Origin of the sequence: Frigoribacterium sp. PvP032, assembly GCF_017833035.1 — a bacterium.
Taxonomy (GTDB): Bacteria; Actinomycetota; Actinomycetes; order Actinomycetales; family Microbacteriaceae; genus Frigoribacterium.
Genome location: NZ_JAFIBM010000001.1, coordinates 1897561 through 1918769 on the forward strand (window position 1 = coordinate 1897561; position 21209 = coordinate 1918769).

Annotated in this window: 17 protein-coding genes; 12 read left to right on the top strand and 5 right to left on the bottom strand. The window is 71.4% G+C overall.

Translation table 11 applies throughout. The features are described from left to right. Nucleotides 1–63: 63 nt before the first annotated feature. Nucleotides 64–1539 carry a leucyl aminopeptidase gene (locus tag JOE35_RS08720; protein ID WP_209560766.1) on the bottom strand — a complete coding sequence of 492 codons (1476 nt, stop codon included), beginning with the start codon at nt 1537–1539 and terminating at the stop codon, nt 64–66. 86 nt (nt 1540–1625) lie between these two features. Between JOE35_RS08720 and JOE35_RS08725 the strand changes: the two genes are divergently transcribed. From JOE35_RS08725 to JOE35_RS08745, 5 genes are all read left to right on the top strand, one after another. Further along, the gene (locus JOE35_RS08725) at nt 1626–2540 is read left to right on the top strand and encodes a proteasome assembly chaperone family protein (RefSeq protein WP_209560767.1); all 915 of its coding nucleotides are present in this window, start codon (nt 1626–1628) and stop codon (nt 2538–2540) included. A gap of 76 nt (nt 2541–2616) precedes the next feature. Continuing rightward, nucleotides 2617–3957, top strand: a complete 1341-nt coding sequence (locus JOE35_RS08730) for a nitrate/nitrite transporter (protein WP_209560768.1) — start codon at nt 2617–2619, stop codon at nt 3955–3957. 195 nt (nt 3958–4152) lie between these two features. After that, nucleotides 4153–5460: an RNA polymerase sigma factor gene (locus JOE35_RS08735; RefSeq protein ID WP_209560769.1), complete on the top strand. Its 1308-nt coding sequence runs from the start codon at nt 4153–4155 to the stop codon at nt 5458–5460. Between the two features lie 4 nt (nt 5461–5464). Next, complete coding sequence (locus tag JOE35_RS08740; RefSeq protein ID WP_209560770.1) at nt 5465–6724, top strand: MurT ligase domain-containing protein; 1260 nt, start codon at nt 5465–5467, stop codon at nt 6722–6724. Next, the gene (locus tag JOE35_RS08745) at nt 6721–7476 is read left to right on the top strand and encodes a type 1 glutamine amidotransferase (protein ID WP_209560771.1); all 756 of its coding nucleotides are present in this window, start codon (nt 6721–6723) and stop codon (nt 7474–7476) included. The genes JOE35_RS08740 and JOE35_RS08745 overlap by 4 nt, the downstream gene beginning before the upstream one ends. Before the next feature lie 108 nt (nt 7477–7584). Here JOE35_RS08745 and JOE35_RS08750 read toward each other — a convergent pair whose 3' ends face one another. Next, the gene (locus JOE35_RS08750; protein WP_209560772.1) at nt 7585–7812 is read right to left on the bottom strand and encodes a hypothetical protein; all 228 of its coding nucleotides are present in this window, start codon (nt 7810–7812) and stop codon (nt 7585–7587) included. A gap of 219 nt (nt 7813–8031) precedes the next feature. On the opposite strand from JOE35_RS08750, the gene JOE35_RS08755 reads away from it, so the two are divergent. Beyond that, nucleotides 8032–10128, top strand: a complete 2097-nt coding sequence (locus JOE35_RS08755; RefSeq protein WP_209561955.1) for a type IIA DNA topoisomerase subunit B — start codon at nt 8032–8034, stop codon at nt 10126–10128. Nucleotides 10129–10209: 81 nt separating this feature from the next. Here JOE35_RS08755 and JOE35_RS08760 read toward each other — a convergent pair whose 3' ends face one another. Beyond that, nucleotides 10210–12720: a DNA topoisomerase (ATP-hydrolyzing) subunit A gene (locus tag JOE35_RS08760; protein WP_209560773.1), complete on the bottom strand. Its 2511-nt coding sequence runs from the start codon at nt 12718–12720 to the stop codon at nt 10210–10212. 117 nt (nt 12721–12837) lie between these two features. Here JOE35_RS08760 and JOE35_RS08765 point away from each other — a divergent pair, with 117 nt between their 5' ends. Further along, nucleotides 12838–13974, top strand: a complete 1137-nt coding sequence (locus JOE35_RS08765) for an alkaline phosphatase family protein (RefSeq protein WP_209560774.1) — start codon at nt 12838–12840, stop codon at nt 13972–13974. 55 nt (nt 13975–14029) lie between these two features. On the opposite strand, the gene sepH is transcribed toward JOE35_RS08765, so the two are convergent. Next, nucleotides 14030–15220: a septation protein SepH gene (gene sepH, locus JOE35_RS08770; RefSeq protein WP_209560775.1), complete on the bottom strand. Its 1191-nt coding sequence runs from the start codon at nt 15218–15220 to the stop codon at nt 14030–14032. 212 nt (nt 15221–15432) lie between these two features. Here sepH and JOE35_RS08775 point away from each other — a divergent pair, with 212 nt between their 5' ends. Then, on the top strand, nt 15433–15726 hold the full coding sequence (locus JOE35_RS08775) for a DUF4193 domain-containing protein (protein ID WP_123547235.1): 294 nt from the start codon (nt 15433–15435) through the stop codon (nt 15724–15726). On the opposite strand, the gene JOE35_RS08780 is transcribed toward JOE35_RS08775, so the two are convergent. Then, the gene (locus JOE35_RS08780) at nt 15701–16156 is read right to left on the bottom strand and encodes a DUF3093 domain-containing protein (RefSeq protein ID WP_209560776.1); all 456 of its coding nucleotides are present in this window, start codon (nt 16154–16156) and stop codon (nt 15701–15703) included. The two genes, JOE35_RS08775 and JOE35_RS08780, sit on opposite strands and share 26 nt — an antisense overlap. 38 nt (nt 16157–16194) lie before the next feature. Between JOE35_RS08780 and dut the strand changes: the two genes are divergently transcribed. The 4 genes from dut (at nt 16195) to acnA (ending at nt 21152) form a co-directional block, all read left to right on the top strand. Beyond that, the gene (dut, locus tag JOE35_RS08785) at nt 16195–16683 is read left to right on the top strand and encodes a dUTP diphosphatase (protein ID WP_209560777.1); all 489 of its coding nucleotides are present in this window, start codon (nt 16195–16197) and stop codon (nt 16681–16683) included. Continuing rightward, entirely contained in the window at nt 16680–17393 is a 714-nt protein-coding gene (locus tag JOE35_RS08790; protein ID WP_209560778.1) for a DUF3710 domain-containing protein, read from the top strand. Before dut ends, JOE35_RS08790 begins: the two co-directional genes overlap by 4 nt. Before the next feature lie 5 nt (nt 17394–17398). Further along, on the top strand, nt 17399–18184 hold the full coding sequence (locus JOE35_RS08795) for a DUF3159 domain-containing protein (RefSeq protein ID WP_209560779.1): 786 nt from the start codon (nt 17399–17401) through the stop codon (nt 18182–18184). Nucleotides 18185–18335: 151 nt separating this feature from the next. Next, a complete protein-coding gene (acnA, locus tag JOE35_RS08800) occupies nt 18336–21152 on the top strand; it encodes an aconitate hydratase AcnA (RefSeq protein ID WP_209560780.1) in 2817 nt (938 codons plus the stop codon). The last annotated feature ends 57 nt before the right edge of the window (nt 21153–21209 follow it).

The following is a 21209-nucleotide window of genomic DNA, read 5'->3' on the forward strand; positions in this document are numbered from 1 at the left end:
AGGAGGAGGCGGCGTCGCCCGGGGAACCGATCTCGGCGGGTCGCTCCCGCCTCCTCGACCCTACTACGCGGCCGAAAACTCGCGGGCCAGCTCTAGCAGCGTTCTCACGGAAACACCGGTGGAGCCCTTGCCGGTGTAGCCCCAGCCGCCGCCCTTGTTGTTCGACGGCCCGGCGATGTCGAGGTGCGCCCACGGCAGCGGTGCGCCAGTGGCCTTCCTCTCGCCCACGAACTCGTTCAGGAACACGCCGGCGAGGAGCATCCCGGCGGCGGTGTTGCCCGGGGTGGCGTTGACCAGGTCGGCCACGTCGGACTTCAGACGGCTGCGGAGCTCGCCGGGCAACGGCATGCGCCAGGCGGCCTCGCCGGCCAGGTCGGCGAGCTCGACCACGCGCGAGGCGAGCTCGTCGTTGCCCATGACGCCGACGGTGCGCGTGCCGAGCGCGACGACCTGGGCGCCCGTGAGCGTGGCGACGTCGACGACCGCGTCGGGCTGCTCCTCGCTGGCGGCGACGAGGCCGTCCGCCATGACCAGGCGGCCCTCGGCGTCGGTGTTCGTCACCTCGACGGTGGTGCCGCCGCGGATGGTGAGGACGTCGTCGGGCCGGATGGCCGTGCCGCTCGGCATGTTCTCGGCGACGCAGAGCCAGGCGGTCAGGCGGACGGGCAGCTCCAGGCGTGCGGCCGCGACGATCACGGCGAGGACGGTGGCCGCCCCCGTCATGTCGTCCTTCATGCCGAGCATGCTGCCGGCGGGCTTCAGCGAGAGGCCGCCGGTGTCGTACGTGATCCCCTTGCCGACCAGGGCCAGGTGCTTGGCGGCGCCCGAGGGCGAGTAGGCGACCTTGACGAGGCGCGGGCCGCGGCTCGAGCCCTGGCCGACTCCGAGGATGCCGCCGAAGCCGCCCTCGCGCAGCTCGTCCTCGGCGAGGACGGTCACGTCGAGCGGCAGGTCCGCCGCGAGCTCGGCGGCGTGGTCGGCGAGGGCCTGGGGGAACATCTGCTGCGGGGGAGTGTTGGCGAGGTCCCGGACGGTGTGGACGGCCTGCGCGACCACGGCCGCCTGCCGCACCGTCGCCTCCTCGACCTCGAGCTCGGTCGCGAGCACCAGGGTGCGGGCGTGACGGCGCGACTCCGAGGCGGACGAGCCGCGGAACGCGTCGAACTCGTAGGAGGCGAGGGCCGCGCCCTCGAGGACGGCCAGGGCCTCGGCCTCGGTCGAGACGGGCAGGTCGAGCACGACGCGGTCGACGCCCGTCAGCTGGCGGACAGCGGCACCGGCCGCGTAGCGCAGGGACTCGGCGTCCACGACGTCGCCGAGGCCCACGAGGGCCGTCACGGTCGCCGAGCCGGTGCCGGGGAGCCGCACGAGCTCGTCACGGGCGCCGCTGACGCCGAGTGCACGGAGATCGGCGGGCAGGCCCGGCAGGTCGCGGGTGACCGAGGGGCCGTCGGCTCCCGTGAGGACGCCCACGACGAGGACGTCGGCCTCGACCTCGGCTGCGGGGGAACGGGTGGTGGACAGGAAGAGCTCGGTCATCCCTCGATCGTAGCCACCGCGGGTGTTCGCTCAGGGCACGTCGCCGGAGTCGGCCGGTGCCGGACTGGTTGCCTAGCATTGGAGGCATGCACGACCCCGCCGGACTCTACGACCTCGCTCTCGACGCCTCCGACGTGCCCGAGGGGCTGCCCCTCGTGGCGGGCCTGACGGGCTCCTCCGACGCGGGGGGCGCGGTCGGCCAGCTGGCGGAGTTCCTCGTGGGCGAGCTCGACCACTCGCTGGTCGCCTCCTTCGACGCCGACGAGCTGCTCGACTACCGCGCTCGTCGTCCCGTCTTCACGTTCGACCAGGACCACATCTCGGAGGTCGCGACCGCGACCCTCTCGCTCCGGCTGATGACCGACGACATCGGCCAGCCCTTCCTCTTCCTGTCGGGCTTCGAGCCCGACTTCCAGTGGCAGCGGTTCACGTCGGCCGTCGTCGACCTCGTCCGCCGCTACCGGGTGTCGACGACCACGTGGGTCCACTCGATCCCGATGCCCGTGCCCCACACGCGTCCGATCGGCGTGACCGTGAGCGGCAACCGCGCCGACCTCGTGGAGTCGCTGTCGGTGTGGCGGCCGGTCACCCAGGCGCCGGCGAACGCGCTGCACCTGGTCGAGCAGCGGCTCGGCGACTCCGGCCACCCCACGGCCGGCTTCGTGCTCCTCGTGCCGCACTACCTGGCCGACACCGAGTTCCCCGACGCCGCGGTGGCGGCCCTCTCGAGCATCAGCGCCGCGACCGGCCTGATCTTCCCCACCGACAGGCTGCGGTCCGAGGGGCGCGACTTCCTCGCCAAGGTCGACGAGCAGGTCCACGGCAACCACGAGCTCTCCCGCCTCGTGTCCACGCTCGAGGAGAGGCACGACACCTACATGGAGGGCAACCCGCTGCCCTCGCCGCTCACCGACCAGGACGGACAGGTCCCGTCCGCCGACGTCCTGGCCGCCGAGCTGGAGCGGTTCCTCGCGGGGCGCCGCGCGGACGAGGAGTCCTGACCGACGCGGGCCCTCGACGGTCGCGTCGTCAGCCGTCAGCCGTCTGCAGGGGCAGGTCGGAGGCTAGGGTCGTCGGGTGAACTCGTCGCGTGCCTGGATCGTCTGGGGCGCCGCCGTCCTCGCCTACGTCGTCGCCGTGCTGCAGCGGTCCTCGCTCGGCGTCTCCGGCGTCGAGGCCCAGCAGATCTTCGGCATCTCGGCCTCGACCCTCTCGACGCTCGCCGTCGTCCAGCTCGTCGTCTACGCGGGCCTCCAGATCCCCGTGGGCGTGCTGCTCGACCGCGTCGGCCCGCGGGCGCTCATCGTCGCGGGTGGCGTCCTGCTCGTCGTCGGGCAGGCCGTCGTCGCCCTCGCGCCCCCGCACATCGGTCTGGCGATCCTCGGGCGCGTCCTCGTGGGCGCCGGCGACGCGATGACCTTCATCAGCGTCATCCGACTGCTGCCCGCCTGGTTCCGCGGGCCGATCCTGCCCCAGATCTCGCAGTGGACCGGCAACGTCGGCCAGCTCGGGCAGGTGCTCTCGGCCGTGCCCCTGTCGCTCGTCCTGCACGGCAGCGGCTGGCGGCCGGCCTTCCTCGGCGCGGCCGGCCTCTCGGTCGTCGCCGTCGTGCTGGTCGTCCTCCTCGTGCGCGACTCGCCGCTCGGCCGTCCCGCCGAGTCGGCAGGGACGACCTGGCGCGACGCCGGCCGTCAGCTCGGCGAGAGCATCCGTCGACCAGGCACGCGCCTGGGCTTCTGGTCCCACTTCGTGACGCAGTCGTCCGGGACGGTGTTCAGCCTGCTGTGGGGCGTGCCCTTCCTCGTCGGGGCACTCGGGTTCTCCGCGGCGCAGGCCTCAGGGATGCTGACGCTGCTCGTCGCGTCCGGCGTCGTCGCGGGGCCGGTCCTCGGCCTGCTCACCGCCCGCTTCCCGCTGCGCCGGTCGAACCTCGTCCTAGGCATCGTCACGGCGCTGGGGGCCACGTGGACGGTCCTGCTCGCCTGGCCGGGGCAGCCGCCGCACTGGCTCGCCTACGTGCTCGTCGTGGTGCTGGGCGTCGGCGGGCCCGGCAGCCTCATCGGCTTCGACTTCGCTCGCTCGTTCAACCCGATGCGCAGCCTCGGCGTCGCCAACGGCATCGTCAACGTCGGGGGGTTCCTGGCGAGCTTCGTGATGATGTTCCTCATCGGCGTCGTGCTCGACCAGCTCGACGCGGCGCGGGTGGCGGGCGGGGCGCCGAGCGATCTCTTCTCGTTCGAGTCGTTCCGCATCGCGTTCCTCGTCCAGTACGTGGTCGTCGGGGCAGGTGTCGTCGGCCTCGTGCGGGAGCGTCGCCGCACGCGGCGGCTCCTGCACCTCGAGGAGGGAATCCAGGTGGCCCCCCTGTGGGTTGCACTGAACAGGAAGTGGCAGGCCAGGAGGCGCCGGAGGTCCTGACGGCCGATGGCGCCCGTGGTCGGCGTGGCCGACCAGACGTGCAACAATGGGAGTCGGACCCGTTCATGTCCCGTGCAGGTGCTCGACTCTCGTCGGTGTGCTCAGCCGCGAGGACTTGACATGGGTCCTAGTACTGCCCGAAAGGCCCGTGCACTGCCCTCAAGGCCCAGTGCAGAAGAAGTGGAAGGTGTTCGCATGGCTACTCGCAGCAAGGCGACCACGGTCGCCGACGAGACCGTGACCGACGGCGCGGTGCTCGAGACCGAGCCCGCGACGACCGACGAGGCGCCTGCGGCGCCCGAGAAGGCCCCCGCCAAGCGGGCGCCTGCCAAGAAGACGACGGCTGCGAAGGCACCCGCCGCCAAGAAGGCGGCACCCGCGAAGGCGGCCCCGTCCAAGGCGGCAGCCGCCAAGGCGGCGAAGGCTGCAGAGCCGGAGGACGAGGCCGAGCCCGTCGACGCCGACGCGGCCGACACCGACGTGGACGGCGACGGCGACAAGCCCGCAGCTCCCGAGCTGCTCCCCAAGGGCGCGCTCGTCATCTCGCAGGACGACGACGACGAGATGCCCGTCTACTCGACGACGATCACCGGCGCCACCGCCGACCCCGTCAAGGACTACCTGAAGCAGATCGGCAAGGTCGCCCTGCTGAACGCCGCTGAGGAGGTCGAGCTCGCCATGCGCATCGAGGCCGGTCTCTTCGCCGAGGACAAGCTCTCGAACAGCACCGGCCTCAGCAAAGAGCTGGAGCGCGAGCTGCGCTGGGTGTCCCGCGACGGCCAGCGCGCCAAGAGCCACCTCCTCGGGGCCAACCTGCGCCTCGTGGTGAGCCTCGCGAAGCGCTACACCGGCCGGGGCATGCAGTTCCTCGACCTGATCCAGGAGGGCAACCTGGGCCTCATCCGTGCGGTCGAGAAGTTCGACTACACCAAGGGCTTCAAGTTCTCGACGTACGCCACCTGGTGGATCCGGCAGGCCATCACCCGCGCCATGGCCGACCAGGCCCGCACCATCCGCATCCCCGTGCACATGGTCGAGGTCATCAACAAGCTGGCCCGCGTCCAGCGCCAGATGCTGCAGGACCTCGGCCGCGAGCCCACGCCCGAAGAACTCAGCCGCGAGCTCGACATGACGCCCGAGAAGGTCGTCGAGGTCCAGAAGTACGGGCGCGAGCCCATCTCGCTGCACACGCCCCTCGGCGAGGACGGCGACAGCGAGTTCGGCGACCTCATCGAGGACACGGAGGCGGTGGTCCCGGCCGACGCCGTGGGCTTCACCATGCTCCAGAAGCAGCTCGAGTCGCTGCTCGACAGCCTGTCCGAGCGTGAGGCCGGCGTGATCCGCATGCGCTTCGGCCTCGGCGACGGCATGCCCAAGACGCTCGACCAGATCGGCGACACCTTCGGCGTCACGCGTGAGCGGATCCGACAGATCGAGTCCAAGACGATGGCCAAGCTGCGCCACCCGTCCCGGTCGCAGTCGCTCCGCGACTACCTCGAGTAGGCCCGTGCGATACCTCCTGCCCGTGCTCGCGGGCCGTCTCGTCCGTGCGGTGGCGCGTCTCCGCGGCGGCGGGTCGGCCTACCCGGGCCGCACCGTCCTCGCGCTGGCGCCCGACTTCCTCACCCATGTCTCGTCCCAGTTCGAGCAGGGCGTCGTCTTCGTCCTCGGCTCCAACGGCAAGTCGACGACGACGATGATGCTGACCGAGACGCTGCGGGCCCACGGGCTCCGCGTCTTCACGAACCCCACGGGCGCCAACCTGCCGCAGGGCATCGCCTCGGCGTTCCTCCGCGAGGTGACGCCCTTCGGGAACGTCAGGCACGACATCGGCGTGATCGAGGTCGACGAGGCCTTCGCCGTCGAGCTCACCCGGTCGCTGCACCCGTCGACCGTGCTGATGCTCAACGTGCAGGTCGACCAGCTCTACAGGTTCTTCGAGACCGAGCGCGTCGGCACGATGATGACGGACACCGCCGCCTTGGCCACGCGCTTCGTCGTGACCAACCGCGACGACCAGCACCTCGCGCCGTACGAGGCGCGGCCGGGCCAGACGGTCACCCGCTTCGGCGCCTCGGCCGACGTCGTGGCGGCCGCGCCCAACGGGCTGCAGAACGCGAACGACTTCTCCCGCGAGGCGGACTCCACACGTCCCGTCGAGGCCGAGGTCGTCAGCATGGACGGCGACCGGGCGGGCATCAGGGTCGGCGAGACGACCGTCGACGTGCGGCTGCCCGCCCGCGGGCTGCACTACGCCGTCGACGCCGCCGCAGCCCTGCAGACCGCGTCCGTCGTCCTCGGACGGCCCGTCGACCAGGAGGCGGTGGCTCGCGCCTTCGACACGATGAAGCCGGCCTACGGACGGGGCGAGCGCATGTCGCTCGGCGCCGACGAGGCCGAGTTCATCATGTTCAAGAACGCGGCGAGCCTGCAGCTGAACCTCGACGCCCTCCCGCAGGACACCGAGCAGGTCATGCTCGCGATCGACGAGGGCACGCCCGACATCTCCTGGATCTACGACATCGACTTCTCGCGCCTCGACCACGTCGACGTGCTCGCCGGCGCCAAGGCCTGGCAGCTGGCCCTGCGCCTCGAGCACGAGGGGATCCCGGTGCACGTGATCGAGGAGGACATCGCGAAGGCGATCAAGCTGATGCGTGCGCTGCCCTCGCCGAGCGACCACACGAAGCACTTCGTCACCAACTACGAGCAGATGATGCTGGCCCGTCGCATCCTCGGCCACCCCGACCTGGAGAAGACCGCGTGAGCGCCGACACCCTCCGCATCGTCCACCTCTACCCCGAGCAGCTCGGCGTCAGCGGCGACCGGGGCAACGTGACGACGCTCGTCGCTCGTGCTCGGCGCGCCGGCCTCGAGACCGAGGTCGTCGAGTACCGGGCCGGCGACGGCGTGCCGACGGTGGCCGACGTCGTGCTCCTCGGGCACGGGCCGCTCTCGGGCGTCCGCTCCGTGAGCTCCGACGCCCAGCGTCTCCTGCCGGCGCTCGAGGGATTCGCGGCTTCCGGCGTGCCCGTCATCGGCGTCGGCGGCGGCATGGAGCTGCTGACCAAGGGCGTCGTCACCGACGAGGGCGAGACAGTCCCCGGCATCGGGTTCTTCGACGCCGTGGTGCGCCGTGGTGCTCCGCGCCGCACGAACTACTTCCAGGTGACGACGACCTACGGCGGGGACGAGCTCACCCTCTTCGGCTTCGAGGACCACGCCGCCCACCTCGAGCTCGGTGCCGGCGTCGAGGCCTTCGGCCGGGTGGTGCACGGCGGGGGCAACGGTGCCGACGGCGCCGAGGGCGTCGTGCGCGGCGCCTCCTTCGGCACACAGCTGAAGGGACCCTTGCTGCCGCTCAACCCCGCGCTGAGCGACCGAGTCCTGCGGGCGGCGCTGACGCGTCGCAGCATCTCGTACCACCCCGGAGACGCGCACGCGAAGCTCGACGAGTACGCGGCGCAGTCCCAGCGGGTCGTCCGCGAGAACCTCGAGCGGGCCTTCAAGGCCATGTGACCCCGGCACGGTGTGCTCGCGCGGCACCGTGCGGTCGCACGAAGGGCCCGCATCCAGGAGGATGCGGGCCCTTCGTCACGTCGCCGGGGTGCTGCGCCCCGGACGACCTCAGTTCTGGTGGAGCTTCGAGCTCTCGTCCAGCCACTCGACGGCGGTGGGCTGGAGCTTGTCCTTGACCTTGGCACCGTGGTGCGCGCAGAAGAGGAGCTCGCCGCTCGCCATGGTGACGCGGACGTAGGCCTGGGCCCCGCAGCTGTCGCAACGGTCGGCGGCGGAGAGCTGGTAACGGGAGCCGAGCTCGTCGACGGCGGTGTGGTCGGTGGCCATCTGAGTCATGTGATGCTCCTCCTGACGATGGTGCTGCGGATGTGTTGCCCTCATCAAAACACGCGCTCCCGAGTATCGGGTGCGATCCGAGCCGATTTCGCTCATCGCGTAGTGACGGAGGGGGGACGAGCGCCTCCCGGGACTGTCCGTGGACGCTCGTAGGATGGAACCAGACCCCCGCCTCCGGAATTCCCGCCGGTCGGCTCTGCCTCGCGTCAGGAGATCACCATCGCCACGTCGGACTACTCGGCCCGCCACCTGTCCGTGCTCGAGGGGCTCGAGGCCGTCCGCAAGCGTCCGGGCATGTACATCGGGTCGACCGACTCGCGAGGCCTCATGCACTGCCTGTGGGAGATCATCGACAACTCGGTCGACGAGGCCCTCGGCGGGCACGGCGACGCCATCGACGTCGTGCTGCACGCGGACGACAGCGTCGAGGTGCGCGACACGGCACGCGGCATCCCCGTCGACATCGAGCCCAAGACGGGGCTGACCGGCGTCGAGGTCGTCTTCACCAAGCTGCACGCGGGCGGCAAGTTCGGCGGCGGCTCGTACGCGTCGTCGGGTGGCCTGCACGGCGTCGGGGCCTCGGTGGTGAACGCGCTGTCCGAGCGGCTCGACGTCGAGGTCGACCGTGGCGGCAAGACCTGGGCCATGTCGTTCCGCAGGGGCGAGCCCGGCACGTTCGCCGACGACGGCGAGCCCACGCCCGACGCCCCGTTCACGCCCTTCGTCTCGGGCAGCGTGCTGCGCGAGGTGGGCAAGGTCAAGCGCGGCGTCACCGGGACGCGCATCCGCTACTGGGCCGACCGCCAGATCTTCACGCGCGGCGCCTCGTTCCAGCCTGACGAGCTGTCCGGCCGCGCGCGTCAGACCGCCTTCCTCATCCCCGGCCTCACGCTCCGCATCCGCGACGAGCGCCCCGGCTCGCTGACCGACGGCGGGTTCCCGCACGAGAGCACCTACCGCTTCGACGGCGGCATCAGCGAGTTCGTCGAGTTCCTCGCCCCCGACGCCCCGGTCACCGACACCTGGCGCATGACGGGCACGGGCACGTACACGGAGACGGTGCCCGTCCTGACCGAGGGCGGTGCGATGGTCGCCACCGAGCTCGAGCGCGAGTGCGAGGTCGACATCGCCCTGCGCTGGGGCGGCGGCTACGAGACGGTCCTCCGCAGCTACGTGAACATCATCGCGACCCCGAAGGGCGGCTCGCACCAGACCGGCTTCGAGGCGGGGCTGCTCAAGTTCATGCGACAGCAGGTCGAGCTCGCGGCCCGGCGGCTGAAGGTCGGCACCGACAAGATCGAGAAGGACGACGTGATGGCGGGGCTGACCGTCGTGCTCACCGTCCGCCTCCCCGAGCCGCAGTTCGAGGGCCAGACGAAGGAGATCCTCGGGACGCCCGCCGTCCGGGCCATCGTGGCGAACGTCGTCCAGACGCGCTTCGCCGAGCTCTTCGCATCGACCCGCCGCGAGGACAAGGCCCAGACGGCCCTGGTGCTCGACAAGGTCGTGTCCGAGATGAAGTCGCGCATCGCGGCGCGTGCCCACAAAGAGACCCAGCGACGCAAGAACGCCCTCGAGAACTCGTCGCTGCCGGCGAAGCTCGTCGACTGCCGCTCGAACGACGTCGGCAACAGCGAGCTCTTCATCGTCGAGGGCGACTCGGCGCTGGGCACGGCGAAGCTGGCCCGCAACAGCGAGTACCAGGCCCTGCTGCCGATCCGCGGCAAGATCCTCAACGTGCAGAAGGCGTCGGTCAGCGACATGCTCTCGAACGTCGAGTGCGCCTCGATCATCCAGGTGCTGGGCGCGGGCTCGGGCCGGTCGTTCGACATCGACGCAGCCCGCTACGGCAAGGTCATCATCATGAGCGACGCCGACGTCGACGGCGCTCACATCCGCACCCTGCTGCTGACCCTGTTCTTCCGCTACATGCGCCCGATGATCGAGCAGGGCCGCGTCTTCGCAGCCGTGCCGCCGCTGCACCGCGTCGTCGTGATCAACCCCGGCAGCAAGCCGAACGAGACGATCTACACGTACTCCGAGAAAGAGCTGCAGACGCTCCTCGCGAGGCTGCGTCGCTCGAACAAGAAGTTCCAGGACCCGATCCAGCGCTACAAGGGCCTCGGCGAGATGGACGCCGAGCAGCTCGCCACGACCACGATGGACCGCTCGGGCCGCATGCTCCGCCGCGTGCGCGTCGACGACGCCGAAGCAGCCGCCCGGGTCTTCGAGCTTCTGATGGGCAACGAGGTGGCTCCCCGCAAGGAGTTCATCATCGACGGCGCCGGACTGAGCCGGGAGCGCATCGACGTCTGACCGACCGAGACCGGTGGCCCGGCCGTCTCGACGACGGCCAGGCCGGGCTCATCGGGCTCATCCGGGCTCCGGGCTCCGGGCTCACTCGGGCTCGGTGCCGGCCGGTGCTCCCGTGGCGGCGTCGGTGACGTGGGCCAGCGACGCGCCGACGGCGGCGACCACAGCCTCGAGGGGCGTGCCCGAGGCGTCGCGACGCACAAGCGTCTCGGGGAGCGAGCGGACGCCTCCGTCGGAGGCCACCGCCCGAGCCGGGGCGGGCCCCACCCAGGCCAGCGACAGCTCCGACTCGCCCTTGAGCAGCGCGTGCGACCGCACGCCGCCGGTGGCGCGGCCCTTGGCGGGGAACTCGGAGAAGGCGCTGATCTTGGCGCGGCCGGGGTCGGTGCCCTCGAGCGCTCCTGCGGCGGACGAGATCGTGGCGACCACCGCCTCCTGCCCCTCCGGCACGGCGCCGAAGAAGACGACGCGGGCGTCGGGCGCGACCGAGACGCCGGCGACTCCGCCGCCGGCGGGTCCCTGCGGGCGGACCGACGACGCCGGGAACCGCAGAAGCTGCGTGCTCGACGTCACGAAGACCAGCTCGTCGTCGTCCGCGCCCTGGGCCGCCCCGACGACGGAGTCGCCCTTCTTCAGCGTGATGACCGGGAACTCGGGCTTCGGCGGGTACTGCCCCGTGGCCACGCGCTTGACGACGCCCCTGGCAGTGCCGAGGGCGATCGGACGGTCGGCCGTCAGCGAGACGAGCGCCAGCACGCGCTCGGACTTGTCGGCGAGGCCGAGGTAGTCGCGCACGGGGACGCCGGCCCCGAGCTGCACCGAGGTGGGCGGCACCGCCGGCAGGTCGACCGGCGTGAAGCGGAGCAGCCGCCCCGACGTCGTCACCGCGCCGATCTCGGCCCGCGTCGTCGTGTCGATCGACGAGAGCACGGCGTCGTGCGACGTCCGGCGCGACGGGGGAGCAGGTGTGGCGGCCGACGGGTCCTGGTGGTCGACGCGCAGGAGGCGCCCCGTCGTCGACAAGAACACCCGCGTGGGCGTGTCGGCGATCTCGAGCACCGGGGCGTTCTTGCCGCGGCCCTGCTTCGCGATGCTCGGGGCCGCCTCGGTGAGGAGGGTGCGGCGGGGCGTCCCGAACTGGTCGGCGATGTCGGCGAGCTCGCTCGAGACCAGCGCACGCAGACGCGCGGGGTCGCCCAGCAGCGCCTGGAGCTCGGCGATCGCGGCGCGGAGCTCGTCGCGCTCGGTCTCGAGCTCGACGCGGCTGAACTTGGTGAGGCGCCGCAGCTGCAGGTCGAGGATGTACTCGGCCTGGATCTCGCTGAGGTCGAAGACCTCGCGGAGGCGCGCGCGGGCGGCGGCCGTGTCGTCGCTCGAGCGGATCACCTGGATGACCTCGTCGATGTCGAGGATGGCGATCAGGAGGCCCTCGACCAGGTGGAGGCGCGCCTCCTTCTTGCCGAGGCGGTGACGAGTGCGTCGGGTGACCACCTCGATGCGGTGGCCGACGTAGACCTCGAGCATCTCCTTCAGGCCGAGGGTGCGCGGCTGGCCCTCGACGAGGGCGACCGCGTTGATGCTGAAGCCGTCCTCGAGGGGCGTGTAGCGGTAGAGCTGCTCGAGCACGGCCTCGGGGCTGAAGCCGGTCTTCACGCCGATGACGAGGCGGAGGCCGTGGGTGCGGTCGGTCAGGTCGGTGACGTCGGTGATGCCCGTGAGCTTCTTCGCCTGGACGCCGTCCTTGATCTTCTCGATCACCTTCTCGGGGCCGACGAGGTAGGGCAGCTCCGTGACGACGAGCCCGGACTTGCGGGCCGTGATGCTCTCGACCTGCACGCGTGCCCGGGTCTTGAACGACCCTCGCCCGGTGGCGTAGGCGTCGCGCACCCCGGCCAGGCCGGAGATCGTGCCCCCTGTCGGCAGGTCGGGACCGGGCACGAAGGCCATCAGGTCGTCGAGGCTCGCATCCGGGTGGTCGATCAGGTGCCGGGCGGCGCCCACGACCTCGACGAGGTTGTGCGGGGCCATGTTGGTCGCCATGCCCACCGCGATGCCGCTCGCCCCGTTCACCAGGAGGTTCGGGAACGCCGCGGGGAGGACCTCGGGCTGCATGAGCTGGTTGTCGTAGTTGGGCACGAAGTCGACGACGTCCTCGTCGAGGCTGCGCGTCATCGCGAGCGACGCCTCGGCCAGGCGCGCCTCGGTGTAGCGAGGGGCGGCAGGCCCGTCGTCCAGGGAGCCGAAGTTGCCGTGCCCGTCGATCAGCGGCACCCGCATCGTGAACGACTGCGCCTGGCGCACCATGGCGTCGTAGATGGCGGTGTCGCCGTGCGGGTGCAGCTTGCCCATCACCTCGCCCACGACCCTGGCGCTCTTGACGTGGCCCCTGTCGGGACGCAGGCCCATCTCGGACATCTGGTAGAGGATGCGGCGCTGCACGGGCTTCAGGCCGTCGCGGGCGTCGGGCAGGGCCCGCGAGTAGATGACCGAGTAGGCGTACTCGAGGAACGACCCCTGCATCTCGAGGGAGACGTCGATGTCCTCGATGCGCTCCCCGGAGTCAGCGGGCCCGGTCGTGTTCTCGGTCGTCGTCATGCACTTCTCTGCGGCAGGAGGTGCGCGAGGCACCTGGGCGGGTGGTCGGTCTCGGGAGGAGGCGGCAGCGGCGGCCGGGGAGTCCCCTCACGGAGCCGCTGTGCCAGACTGGTGCCGATGACGACCATCGTACCGGCGCGTCCCCCCGGCGCGGTGAGCCTGGCCGACGTCCTCCCGTCCGTCCTGGCCGCCCTGACCGGCGGCGCCGGGGCCGTCCCGCTGCCGCCCGCCCGCTCGGCCGTCGTGCTGCTCGTCGACGGGCTGGGCTCCGCGGCCCTCGGAGCCCGTCGCGGCCACGCCCGGCACCTCGGCAGCGTCTCCGGCAGCCTCTTCTCCGGTTTCCCGACGACCACGGCCTCCGCCCTCACGACCTTCACGACGGGCCGGCTGCCGGGCGAGCACGGGCTCGTCGGCTACTCGGTGCTCGACGCCGAGCGCGACCGCGTCGTCAAGCAGCTGTCCGGCTGGGACGCCGGCATGCGGCCCGGCACCTGGCAGCTCAGCCGAACCGTGTTCGAGGCCGCCGCCCATCTCGGCGTCCGGAGCGCCGCCGTGGGCCCTGCGCGCTACGCCAGGTCCGGTCTCACCGAGGCTATCCTCCGAGGGGCGTCGTACGAGGCGGCCGAGTCGATCGCCGACAGGTTCCGGCGTGCGCGTGAGCTCGTCGCGGCTCCCGGTGCGACGATCGTCTACCTCTACGTGCCCGAGCTGGACATGATCGCGCACCGCCTCGGCTGGCAGAGCGACGAGTGGACGGCCGCCCTCGAGGAGGTGGACGGCGAGGTCGGGAGGCTCGCCGCCTCCCTGGGGCCCGACGAGGGACTGCTCGTCACGGCCGACCACGGCGTGCTCGACGTGGGGGAGCGCGGCCGCGTCGTCTTCGGCGACCAGGCCGCGCTCGTGGACGGGGTGCGCCACGTCGCGGGCGAGCCCCGCTGCCTGCAGCTGCACTTCGAGCCGGACGCGTCGGAGGCCGTGCGCGCGAGCACGCTGGCGGCCTGGCGATCGACCGAGGCTGACCGCGCCTGGGTCGTCACCCGCGAGGAGGCGGTGCAGGCAGGCTGGTTCGGTCCCGTCGACGGCGTGGTCGCGCCGCGCATCGGGGACGTGCTGGTCGCCGCCCGCAAGGGCGTCGTCTGGTACGACGGCCGCTCGACCGGCGGCCAGGCCGGATCGATGGTCGGCCAGCACGGCTCGTGGTCGAGCGACGAGACCCAGGTGCCCCTGCGCAGGTTCGGCGCCTTCGCCCGCTGAGCGAGCCGCTACCCGCGTCGGGCGCGTTGCCGCCGGGAGGCCGGCCGGGCCCGGCTCAGGCGGGGTCGTCGTCCGAGCGGGCGCCGAACACGATCTCGTCCCAGCTGGGCATCGAGGCGCGGCCCCGCGCCTTCTTCGCTCCGCCCTGCCCGGGCACGATGCCGTCCGGTCCCGGCACGGGACGTCGCCCGCCGCGGACCTGACCGACCGTGCGGGGGCGCTGTTCGCCTCCTGCGACGGGTGCCGGAGGCCCAGGCAGGACAGCCTGAGGAGTCGTCTCGCCCTCTGGCAGGCCGAAGTCGTCCAGCGGCACGTCGATGACGCGGATGGAGCTGGTCGCGAGGTCGTCCCGTGACGAGTCGTCCGAGAAACGGGCAGCCTCGCGTTCGCCCCGACGTCGGCGGAGCGCCTCGAGCAGGTCGGCCGTCTGGGCGTGCGGGTCTCCCGCCGAGGCCTCGGGGTCGCGGTTGGTGGCCGCGAGGGAGGCGGGGGAGCGGACGTCCTGCCGGGCGAGCGCCGCGGGGCGGTCGCCCCTGTGGTCCTCGGGCGCTGCCTGGTCCGGACGCTCGTCCTCGGCGTCCTGGGGCTCGACGAGGAACGCGCCGCTGTCGAAGCGCCCCGTCACCGGCTCGTCGTCCCCTGGCAGGAGGCTGACGGCACGGAGGCGGGGCACGAGCGGCCCGGCGTCGGCCGAGTGCTGGGAGAGGGTCCGGGCGTCGCCGGCGTGCGGGACGAGCGAGAGCGCCTTCGGGTCGAAGCGCCAGGTGGCGTCGCGCGCCACCTCCTGCGTCACGTAGGAGACGGACACGAGCCAGCCGTGCTCGGCGTCCTTGTAGCTGGTCCAGTGACGGTCAGTCGCGGCGGCCGTGTCGAGACGGGCCTCGATGACGCCCCCGAACGACGAGGAGTCGCCGTCCGGCTGGACGTCCGAGGCGACGGTGACCGCGACGCCGAGGGCGTTGCGGAGAGCGTGCGACCTCTCGGCGAGGACGGGGCCCTCGAAGCGGCGGACGTAGGCCAGGTCGGCTCCCGTGCGCTCGGCCGTCTGCTCGGGCGAGAGCCCGGAGCGGATCAGGGACTGGATCTCACGCGGCGGCGCCTTGCGCTCGACCGGCGTGCTGTCGGGGGCGGCGGCGCGCAGCTGCGACCTCAGCGACGGGGTGACGGGCAGCCGGTACTCGGCCCCGCCGTCGGCGGCGACCACGAGCGCTCCGCTCTCGACCCCGATGACCCTCAGATCCTGCATCTCGCACGCCTTTCCACCGTCGTGTCCTGGCCAGAAGCGTCCCACGTCAGAGGCGTGTTCCCGGGAATGGAACGGGCGTGCCGCGAGTTCCTCCAGGGCGGCCGAGAGGCCCCTTCGGCGGGTTTGCTATTCGACAACGAGTGATGCAAACTGTGCCCGCCGAATTCGGTACACGAACTTCGGTACACGAACTATTGAAGAACTGGATGGGCATGGCCACCGACTACGACGCACCTCGCAAGAACGACGACGACGGCTCGGAGTCGATCGAGGGGCTCAAGGAGCGCACCCCCGACAAGACCACCGGAGTGATCGACGACGACGCGGACAACCCGGGCTCGTTCGAGCTCGCCGGCCAGGACCTGTCCGACCTCGACCTCGACGTGGTCGTCCTGCCCCCGCAGGTGGACGAGTTCACCTGCGTCGAGTGCTTCCTGGTGAAGCACCGCTCGCAGCTCGACCACGAGACCAAGCTCGGCGCTATCTGCCGGGAGTGCGCTGCCTGAGCGCCTCCAGGCGACGGACGACCTCGTCGGGCCGTCGCGTCGACACCAACCAGTAGGGTGCGGGATCCGTCTCGTCGGTGAGGGAGATCCTCACCACCGGCCTCACCCAGCCACGGAAGAGGGTCCAGGCTCGCGCGTCGAGCCTGGGCCCTCTCTGCTGTGTGGCCTCGGCTCCCGAGAAGCCCCGCACCTCGCCGATCTCGTGCGGGAAGAGGCGGGCGCGCCCGGCGGAGAAGCCCTCGTCGTCGATGGTGAGCACCGGCGAGGTGAAGACGAGGGCGACCACGGTCGCCGCGTAGAAGAGCACGGCCACGACCACGCCGACGAGCTGGTCGATCGGCAGGAAGACGAGCAGCGTCGCCGGCACCACCAGGGCGGTCGCGACGAAGACGGTGGCCGGCGGCGTGAGCCGTTCGCGGTACGGGTTCATGGGTCCATTCGACCAGACTTCTGCACTAGCCTCGACACGTGACCCCGACCCTCGACGTCCTCTTCACGGCCGACCGAGCCGGCGCCTCCTCGTCCCAGGGCGACCAGGCACCTCGCTACGCGCACCCGGGGGACGCCGGCGCCGACCTGCTCTCGTCCGAGGCGCTCGTCCTCCGCGCAGGGCACCGTGCCCTCGTGGGCACGGGCGTGTCGATCGCTCTGCCCGACGGCCACGCGGCCTTCGTCGTCCCGCGCAGCGGGCTGGCCGCCAAGCACGGCATCACCGTGGTGAACAGCCCCGGAACGGTCGACGCGGGCTACCGCGGCGAGATCAAGGTCACGCTCCTGAACACCGACCTCGAGTCGGACCACCAGATCGAGGTGGGCGACAAGATCGCCCAGCTCGTCGTCGTGCCCGTCGTCAGGGCCGTCTTCGTCCCCGTCGACGAGCTGCCGGAGAGCAGCCGGGGCACGGGCGGCTTCGGCTCGACGGGCTACGCACACACCACCGGAGGCACCGCATCATGAGGAAGTCGAAGCGCGAGGCGCAGCAGCTGGCCGAGATCGAGGTCGAGACCGCCGACGTGACCGACGTCGAGGTCGACATCGAGGGCCTGGACGACGCGGAGGTCGAGGTGTTCGACGACTCGAAGTCGGCACCGGCCGACCGGGCCGACGAGGGCCCGCTCGACGAGACCGAGGCCAACCCCGTCCGCCCCTACGTCGACCTCGGCGGGGTGAAGATCGTCCCCCGCGACGGCCTGCACCTGCGGCTCGAGGTGGAGGAGGGCAGCAAGCGCGTCGTCGCGGTCGGCCTCGACTTCGCGAAGTCGACCTTGCAGGTCCAGCCCTTCGCGGCTCCGCGCACCACGGGCCTCTGGAACGAGATCCGCGAGCAGATCAGCGAGCAGATCCAGAAGCAGGGCGGCACGACCACCGAGGTCGACGGCCCCTTCGGCCCCGAGGTCCGCGCCGAGATCCCGCTGATGGGCGGCGACCCCGGCAGCACGCGCCTGGCGCGGTTCATCGGCGTCGACGGCCCGCGCTGGTTCCTCCGCGGCGTGATCGCCGGCGACGCCACCGTCGACGACGAGGCGGCCGCCAAGATCGAGGAGCTGTTCCGCAGCATCGTCGTCGTCCGCGGCACCACCCCGATGCCTCCCCGCGAGCTCATCCCGCTCAGCATGCCGAAGCCGAGCGCGGTCGACGCGTCCGCGGGCGCCGCCGACGAGGCCTGACCCTCGTGCAGAGCGACGGGGCGGCCCGGCCCGACGACGAGCGACCTGGGCCCGGCGACGAGTCGCCCCTCGACGACCCGCGCGTCTCGCTGGCAGCCCAGCTGCGCGCCGCCGCCCAGAAGGCCGGCATCGGGCAGGTCGCACCCGGTGAGGTGCCCACCGCCTCCGCTCTCCTGACGGCCATCGGCGGGGTCCGCGGCCTGGCGGAGTCGATCGTCCCCGGGCTGGGCTTCGTGGTCGTGTACACGATCACCGGCGAGCTGCTGCCGTCGGTGCTGATCCCCGTCGCCCTCGCCGTGCTCTTCGTCCTCTCCAGGGCCGTGCAGCGCGGTCCGGTCGCGCAGGCCCTCGCCGGCGTGCTCGGCGTCGCGTTGTCGGCCGGGATCGCCCTGCTGAGCGGCCGCGCCGAGGGCAACTTCGTGCCCGGCGTCGTCATCAACGCGATCTCGCTCCTGGCGATGGTCGTCAGCATCGCCGTCCGCTGGCCACTGGTCGGCATCGTCGTCGGCCTCCTGACGAACGAGGGAGGCGCGTGGCGGCAGGACCGTGCCAAGCGCCGCGTCCTCGTGCTCGTCACCTGGCTGTGGGCCGGGCTATTCGCGGCCCGCCTCGCGGTGCAGCTCCCGCTCCTGCTGAGCGGCCAGGTCACGGCGCTCGCCACCCTGAAGCTGCTGATGGGCGTGCCGCTCTACGCCGGCCTGCTCTGGGTCACGTGGCTGCTCGTCCGGACCGTCTACCGAGCGCGAGCCTCGGGCGACGACGAGGTCGACGCGCGAGGCGCCGTCAGCTAGTCCACCGCCTCCGGTGCTAGGTTTGTCTCGACATCAAGACAGTTCGACGACAGGCGCCCCTGCATCCGTCGACGACTTAGGCTGACCTCGCTGGTGCGGTCCCTCGTCGTCGGGTGATGATGAGGGCGAAGTCCAGCAAGGGAGACGGCACGTGTCTGCAATCAACAGCTTCAGCTCGAAAGACGTCCTGACGGTCGGCGGCACCGACTACGAGGTCTACCGCATCGACGCGGTGGACGGCTCGCAGAAGTTGCCGTTCAGCCTCAAGGTCCTGCTCGAGAACCTGCTCCGCACCGAGGACGGCGCGAACGTCACGGGCGACCAGATCCGCGCCCTCGGCTCGTGGCAGCCGACGGCCGAGCCCGACACCGAGATCCAGTTCTCGCCGGCGCGCGTCGTCATGCAGGACTTCACGGGCGTGCCCTGCATCGTCGACCTCGCGACGATGCGGGAGGCGGTCTCCGCCCTCGGCGGCGACCCCACCAAGATCAACCCCCTGGCCCCGGCCGAGCTCGTGATCGACCACTCGGTGATCGCCGACCTCTTCGGCTCCGCCGACGCCCTCGAGCGGAACGTCGAGATCGAGTACGAGCGCAACGGCGAGCGGTACCAGTTCCTCCGCTGGGGCCAGACGGCCTTCGACGACTTCAAGGTCGTCCCGCCCGGCACCGGGATCGTGCACCAGGTCAACATCGAGTACCTGGCCCGCGTCACCTACAGCCGCGAGGTCGGCGGGGTCCTCCAGGCCTACCCCGACACGCTCGTCGGCACCGACTCGCACACGACCATGGTCAACGGCCTCGGCGTCCTCGGCTGGGGCGTCGGCGGCATCGAGGCCGAGGCGGCCATGCTGGGCCAGCCCGTCTCGATGCTCATCCCCAAGGTCGTGGGCTTCAAGCTCAGCGGCTCCATCCCCACCGGTGTCACCGCGACCGACGTCGTGCTGACCATCACGCAGCAGCTGCGTCGCCACGGCGTCGTGGGCAAGTTCGTCGAGTTCTACGGCGACGGCGTCGCCGAGGTGCCCCTGGCGAACCGCGCCACGATCGGCAACATGAGCCCGGAGTTCGGCTCGACGGCCGCCATCTTCCCGATCGACGACGTCACGCTCGACTACCTCCGCCTCACCGGGCGCAGCGACGAGCAGATCGAGCTCGTCGAGAAGTACGCGAAGCTCCAGGGCCTCTGGCACGACCCCTCGGTCGAGCCGGTCTTCAGCGAGTACCTCGAGCTCGACCTCGCGACCGTCGTCCCGTCGATCGCCGGCCCGAAGCGCCCGCAGGACAGGATCGAGCTGACGAACGCCAAGAGCCAGTTCGGCGTCGACCTCGACAACTACGCCACGACCGACCACTCGATGGTCGACGCCGCGGTCGAGGGCACGTTCCCGGCCTCCGACCCCGTGGGCTTCACCGCCGAGGACGAAGAGTCGTCGCACGCCCACTCGCACTCGCACACCTCGCACGCCCCGTCGACGGTGTCGAAGCCGACCCAGGTCGCCCTCGACGACGGCTCGACCTTCACGCTCGACCACGGTGCGGTCGCCATCGCGGCCATCACGTCGTGCACCAACACGTCGAACCCCTCGGTGATGCTCGCGGCCGGCCTGCTCGCCCGCAACGCCAGCCAGAAGGGCCTCAAGGCCAAGCCGTGGGTCAAGACGACCCTCGCGCCCGGGTCGAAGGTCGTCACCGACTACTACGAGAAGGCCGGTCTCACCAGCTACCTCGAGGACCTGGGCTTCTACACCGTCGGCTACGGCTGCACGACCTGCATCGGCAACTCGGGCCCGCTGCTGGACGAGATCTCGACCGCCGTGCAGGACAACGACCTCGCCGTCACAGCTGTCCTCTCGGGCAACCGCAACTTCGAGGGCCGCATCAACCCCGACGTCAAGATGAACTACCTGGCGAGCCCGCCGCTGGTCATCGCCTACGCCCTGGCCGGGTCGATGAACTTCGACTTCGAGAACGACGCCCTCGGCACCTCGACCGACGGCAGCGACGTCTACCTGCGCGACATCTGGCCCGACGCGGCCGAGGTGCAGTCGACCATCGACTCGTCGATCGACACCGACATGTTCACGCACGAGTACGCCGGCGTCTTCGACGGCGACGAGCGCTGGCGTTCGCTGCCGACGCCCACGGGCGCGACCTTCGAGTGGGACCCGGAGTCGACCTACGTCCGGAAGCCCCCGTACTTCGAGGGCATGACGCTCGAGACCACCCCGGTGACGGACATCGTCGGCGCCCGCGTCCTCGCGAAGCTCGGCGACTCGGTCACGACCGACCACATCAGCCCCGCCGGCTCGATCAAGTCGGACAGCCCGGCCGGCCACTACCTGGCCGAGCACGGCGTCGACCGCAAGGACTTCAACTCCTACGGCTCGCGTCGCGGCAACCACGAGATCATGATCCGTGGGACCTTCGCCAACATCCGGCTGCGCAACCAGCTCCTGGACGGCGTCGAGGGCGGCTACACGCGTGACTTCACGCAGGCCGACGCGCCCCAGTCGTTCATCTACGACGCGAGCGCCCGGTACCAGGAGCAGGGCACGCCCCTCGTCATCCTCGGCGGCAAGGAGTACGGCTCCGGCTCGTCGCGCGACTGGGCGGCCAAGGGAACGAGCCTCCTCGGCGTCAAGGCAGTCATCACCGAGAGCTTCGAGCGGATCCACCGTTCGAACCTGATCGGCATGGGCGTCGTCCCGCTGCAGTTCCCGGCGGGCGAGACCTGGGAGTCGCTGGGCCTCGACGGGACCGAGTCGATCAGCATCCACGGGCTCGAGCAGCTGAACGAGGGCACGACGCCCAAGACCGTGCACGTCACCGCCGAGCCGACCGAGCACTCGGCCGACGGCGCCAGCACGATCGAGTTCGACGCCGTCGTCCGGATCGACACGCCGGGCGAGGCCGACTACTACCGCAACGGCGGCATCCTGCAGTACGTGCTGCGCAGCCTGGTCTAGCCCGTTCCCGAGGCCCTCGACGTCGTGTCCGCACGACGCCGGGGGCCTCCCGGCGTT